We start from the raw sequence: 5,245 nt of genomic DNA, 5'->3' as shown, positions 1-5,245 counted from the left end.
TAAAGAATCATCTAGCGTGTCAACAACCACGATATTAAAAACAAAGCCAGGCATTCTGTGAGTTAAGTAATCAGCTGTTTTCTGCCAGTGCTTATAAGTGGCACTCTTGTATAAAAAAGATTGAATGCCAATTGTAATATTACTTGGCTGGCTTGAGGCTTTAGCACCAAACATTAATATGGCACTAAACAATAAAAAGACAGTGTATCTAAACCAAGGCATTATTCATTTTAACATTGAGAGATATTATTACCTATTATGGAAAACCATAAAATTAAATTGTTTATTTTGAGTCACCAACACTTAAAATAATCAGCTTATTGAAATCAATTAGTCGTCTAAAGGCTGATTGCACCTCTTTGTCGCTAATAGCATCAATTTTTTTAGTAAAGCTACTCAAAAAATCACCTGGAAGCTCATAAAATCCTATAATTGATAAATAAGTTAGAATATTGGCGTTACTAGATGTTTCCAAAGAAAATCCACCAGTAATATTATCCTTCCCATCTTGCAATAATTGCGGGTCTATCGGCTTTTCAATGAAATTTTCCAATGTATTTAGCAATAATTGCTTAGCTTGCTGTGTTTGTGAATTTTTAGTTTGTAATTTAATCAAAAAGAATCCATTTGATTTCATTTTAGTGAAATAACTGACTGCTGAATAAGCTAATCCACGTTGTTCTCGGACCTCTTCACTCAATATAGAGCTTAGCCCGCTACCACCAAAAATATGATTACCCAAATACAGGGCGTAATAATCAGAATGAGTGCGATTAACACCTGTTTGACCGATCAATAAATGTGTTTGTTCGGATGGGAATTCAACATGTACCTCTTGCGCCTGCTTTAATGGTGAAATCATAGGATTAGTCTGAGCTTTTTCACCTATATTCAATCCATGAGAGATTTGACGTGCAATTTGCTGGGCTTGAGTTTTACTAATATCACCCACTAAAGCAATGGTCAGGTTTTTTGCCACATAATATTGATGATAAAAACGTTTTAAATCATCAAGTTGAATTGCTTTAACAGTATCTTTAGTGCCAATTTTTGCATGAGAATAAGCATGATCGGCAAACACCAGTTGGTCAAATTTCAACCTAGCAACGCTAGCTGGATTTTGCTTGGAAGCCTCAATTGCTTGATAAATTTGCCTCTTCTCACGAGATAAATATCCCTGTTGAAAATCAACATTAGTAATAACCTCCTTGAAAATAGATAATGATTGCTTCAAAATAGAGTCTCGAGTTAAAGTCCGCATTGAAACAATAGCCATATCTTTAAGACTGGTTGTTGAAAATTCACTGCCTAGGGATTCAAATTGGTTGATAATTTGTTCCTCAGAGAGTGTTTTAGTAGCGGTGCCAATTAATGTATTAGTGAGTGTTGCTAAACCAAATTGCTCACCATCTCGACTACTAGCGGCATCGAAATTTAGCTGGATATCCAACATGGGCAAACCTTGAGCCTGGGTAAATAATACTTTAGCACCCTCAGGAGTTTGCCACTGAGAAATCTCAAGCTGTGCTTGAGTGCTGCTCATCAATAACATTAATACAATAAATAACTTCATTAGATCCCCTGAGGCAACAACTCTACCGTATTTGTTTGATTAAAATCTAAATACAATTTGGCAACACTTGACAACTCTTTAGCGGTAATTTTATTCATTTTATCAACATATTCAAACATTTTATTAATACCCAGTCCAACTGTTTCCAGCATTCCTAAATAGTAAGACTGGGTGGAAATTTGATCTTGTTCAAAAATAAAATTTGCCTCTAGTTGTGATTTTGTTCGTCTAATTTCACCTTGTAAGGTGTCAGAACGATTAATTAGCGCTTGCACTTGCTGCTTAATAGCGTCAATAACTGTCTTATTTTCAACACCTTTAGCAGGCACAAAGCTAATACTAAATAAAGTTTGATACTTATCGTACAACCTATATCCCACATGAATGCTAGAAGCAATTTGACGATCTCGGATCAGAGTTTTTGATAGGCCGTTATCTAGCACATAAGCCAGCATTTCCAAGTGGTAGGCTTGAGGCTTCTCTGTTGCACTGTTTAAACTTGGCACATGAAAAGCCATGGCATATAAGGGCAATTTCGCCTTTAATCTAAGCTGCTTGGTTTGTTGGGTTAGAGGAATTGGCGCTTTTTCTGTTAGCTTGCTAATCTGTTGCTTAGACCTATAAACTGAAAAATATTGTTGAGCGTATTTAATCACTTGTATTGGATTAACATCGCCCACAACAACCAATGTTGCATTATTGGGTGCATAATATTTTGCATACCAATCTTTAAGATCATTCAATTGATAAGATTCTATATCTGCTTGGAAGCCGATTACCGGTGCATGATAGGCAGCAGATGGATCAAAAGAAATGCCTCTCAATTGTTCAAATATCTTAGCATTTGGATTATCTTCTACGCGCATACGCCTTTCTTCAATGACTACTTGACGCTCTTTTTGCAATTCACGATTAGAAAAAACCAAATTACGCATTCTGTCTGCCTCCATCTTAATAGCAAGCTCTAATTTTGAACGATGCATTTTTTGATAATAGGCTGTAAAGTCTTTTGAGGTAAAAGCATTTTCATCGCCACCATTTTTAGCAATAATGCGTGAAAATTCCCCTACTGGATACTGGTCAGTGCCTTTAAACATCATATGTTCAAGCATGTGGGAGATGCCAGTGTTAGGTCTTGATTCATTACTAGCACCTACTTTATACCAAAGCTGTGAAATAAACACTGGCGCTCTATTATCAATTTTAACGATTATTTTCAACCCATTTTTTAAGGTTGTCTGAGTAATGCTTGTATCAATTGAATCTACAATGCGAGTAGAATTTGAAAATGCATTGGTCGTTAAAAAAAAGGCTAGTAAAATTAGAATCTTCATCATTCAATCATTATAGCGAGAACCCTTGTTTAGTTTTTTTAAAAAAGACAAATCTACTAAAGTAGAAAAACCACAATCTCTCAAAGAGCGTTTATTCAAATCTAGAAAAAAACTTGGCTCAGGTTTGGCCTCTTTACTCTTAGGCAAAAAATCCATTGATGATGATTTACTCGATGAACTAGAGATGTTATTAATCACTGCCGATATCGGTATCAATACAACTGACAAAGTATTAGAGTCAGTGCGTCAAAATGCATCCAGAAAACTATTAAAAGATTCGGATAGTGTTTATGAATTCTTAAAAACTGAACTTGCTAAACTTCTGATCGATGATAATCAGCTTAATACTAACATTAATGAAACCTATGTGATTTTAGTGGTTGGTGTTAATGGTGCAGGAAAAACGACGACTATCGGAAAATTGGCTAAACGCTTTCAATCTCAAGGAAAATCCGTCATGCTTGCAGCGGGTGACACCTTCCGAGCGGCTGCTGTAGAGCAGCTCAAAGTATGGGGTGAACGCAACGATATTGCTGTCGTAGCTCAGTCAACGGGTGCAGATGCAGCTAGTGTGATTTTTGATGCTTATCAATCAGCACAGGCTAAAAACATTGACATTCTCATAGCTGATACTGCGGGGCGACTACACACTCAAGGCAACTTAATGCAAGAACTGGAAAAGATAAAACGTGTGATTTCCAAACAAAATGAATCTGCACCTCATGAAGTCATGCTGGTTATCGATGGTGGCGCTGGACAAAATGCCGTCAATCAAGCTAAAGAATTCAATAAGGCAGTTGAGCTTAGTGGTTTAAGCATTACCAAACTTGATGGTACGGCAAAAGGCGGTGTATTATTCGCCATTTCAGATGAGCTTAATTTGCCAATTCGCTTTATTGGTGTTGGCGAAGGTATTGATGATTTAAAACCATTTAATGCCAAAGAATTTATCGACGCTTTGTTTGATTAATTAGTAACAGCCAACTTTCCAATCATCTTTGCTTGCTCAATAACTTGATGTGCATTTGAAATATTATCGATATTAATAGGATGGTACGTTTCAGTTAGAATGGTTTTAATGATATTTTGATCGATCAGACTAGCCACCTTAGTTAACAATTTATGCTGCTCATTCATATCTATCGTTTGAAACATAGAGCGTGTAAACATCATCTCCCATACAAGAGTAATGCTTTTAGCCTTTAATAAATTAATATCATAAGCCTCTCGAGTATTCGCCAAAAGGCAAATACTCCCCTGAGGCGTAATCAATTCCACCATTTGCGCAAAATAATCATCAGGCACACCCATGCACAAAATATAATCTGGACTAGATAATGATTGTTGTTTAAATTGTTCAACAAGCTGTTGATGATCTAGCACAATATCCGCACCCAATTCATGACACCAAGCTTTTGATTCTACTCGAGAGGCAGTTGCTATAACTGTCATACCAACCATCTGTTTAGCGAATTGAATTGCCATCGAACCTACGCCGCCAGCAGCACCAATTAATAATAAAGTTTTGTCACTATCTGCTTGGGTTATCTTTAAGCGTTCGAACAAAGACTCCCAAGCGGTAATACTGGTAAGCGGCAAAGCCGCCGATTGTGCAAAATCAAGTGTTTTTGGCTTAAGTGCAACGATTCTTTCATCAACTAATTGGTGGCTTGCGTTAGAACCATCACGAGTAATGTCACCTGCATAATAGACTTCATCGCCCACTTTAAATAAACTAACCTTATCGCCAACAGCCTGAACAATACCGGCACAATCATAGCCTAAAATCTTTGTTTCACTATTCTTCAAAACTGACCGTTTAACTTTTGAGTCAATTGGGTTAATAGCAACTGCTTTTACCTCAACGAATAAATCATGGCCCTTTGGAGAATTTACAGATTTTTCAAACTCAATAAACTCATCACCATTGTAGCCGATAGCCTTCATAAGGTCATTTACGTGTATTTCTTTCAATACGCAGCATAGCAAGCATCATCACAAACATAATAAAAAAACCAAGGGCTGCACCAGTCATGGCCATAGAAATAATACCCATCATTTGATCGGTTCTAGCTGTGCCAATTTTCATTAAATTCTGTTGTCTTTGTTGATCTACTTGACGTGTAAATTCCTGATCATGCCATTGTAAAAAATCATCTATATTCACTTGCCTTCCGCCTACGCTCACCAATTGTTTGGTTAACTTTGCTAACGATTCAACATAATTTAACTTTAACGCTTGCGAGTATGAATTAGACTTAATTTTAATCATCACTTTAATATTAAACTGTAAATCTGCCGGATCAATAACTCCGTCAGGTAATGATTGTAAATTGGC

General features: G+C 36.5%; 6 protein-coding genes. 1 reads left to right on the top strand and 5 read right to left on the bottom strand.

The window, feature by feature from the left end:
• From P8M52_RS01740 to P8M52_RS01730, 3 genes are all read right to left on the bottom strand, one after another.
• Positions 1 to 222: hypothetical protein (locus tag P8M52_RS01740; RefSeq protein ID WP_300306452.1), on the bottom strand; the 222-nt coding region annotated here is incomplete at its 3' end.
• A 61-nt stretch (positions 223 to 283) separates the two neighbouring features.
• Positions 284 to 1,573: a pitrilysin family protein gene (locus tag P8M52_RS01735; protein WP_300306450.1), complete on the bottom strand. Its 1,290-nt coding sequence runs from the start codon at positions 1,571 to 1,573 to the stop codon at positions 284 to 286.
• Positions 1,573 to 2,910 (bottom strand): pitrilysin family protein, encoded by a 1,338-nt coding sequence (locus P8M52_RS01730; RefSeq protein ID WP_300306448.1) that lies wholly within the window; start codon positions 2,908 to 2,910, stop codon positions 1,573 to 1,575. The genes P8M52_RS01735 and P8M52_RS01730 overlap by 1 nt, the downstream gene beginning before the upstream one ends.
• Positions 2,911 to 2,932: 22 nt before the next feature.
• On the opposite strand from P8M52_RS01730, the gene ftsY reads away from it, so the two are divergent.
• A complete protein-coding gene (gene ftsY, locus P8M52_RS01725; RefSeq protein WP_300306446.1) occupies positions 2,933 to 3,877 on the top strand; it encodes a signal recognition particle-docking protein FtsY in 945 nt (314 codons plus the stop codon).
• Here the strand turns inward: ftsY and P8M52_RS01720 are convergent.
• Together P8M52_RS01720 and P8M52_RS01715 are read right to left on the bottom strand one after the other, a co-directional pair.
• On the bottom strand, positions 3,874 to 4,854 hold the full coding sequence (locus P8M52_RS01720) for a zinc-binding alcohol dehydrogenase family protein (protein ID WP_300306444.1): 981 nt from the start codon (positions 4,852 to 4,854) through the stop codon (positions 3,874 to 3,876). The genes ftsY and P8M52_RS01720 overlap by 4 nt on opposite strands.
• A 4-nt stretch (positions 4,855 to 4,858) precedes the next feature.
• Positions 4,859 to 5,245, bottom strand: a 387-nt coding sequence (locus tag P8M52_RS01715) for a hypothetical protein (RefSeq protein WP_300306442.1), incomplete at its 5' end; no start/stop codon positions are given.

Source organism: Candidatus Thioglobus sp., assembly GCF_029243085.1.
Classification (GTDB): domain Bacteria; phylum Pseudomonadota; class Gammaproteobacteria; order PS1; family Pseudothioglobaceae; genus Thioglobus_A.
The sequence above is the reverse complement of the archived record's forward strand: the minus strand, read 5'-3'. Positions and strand labels throughout refer to the sequence as shown.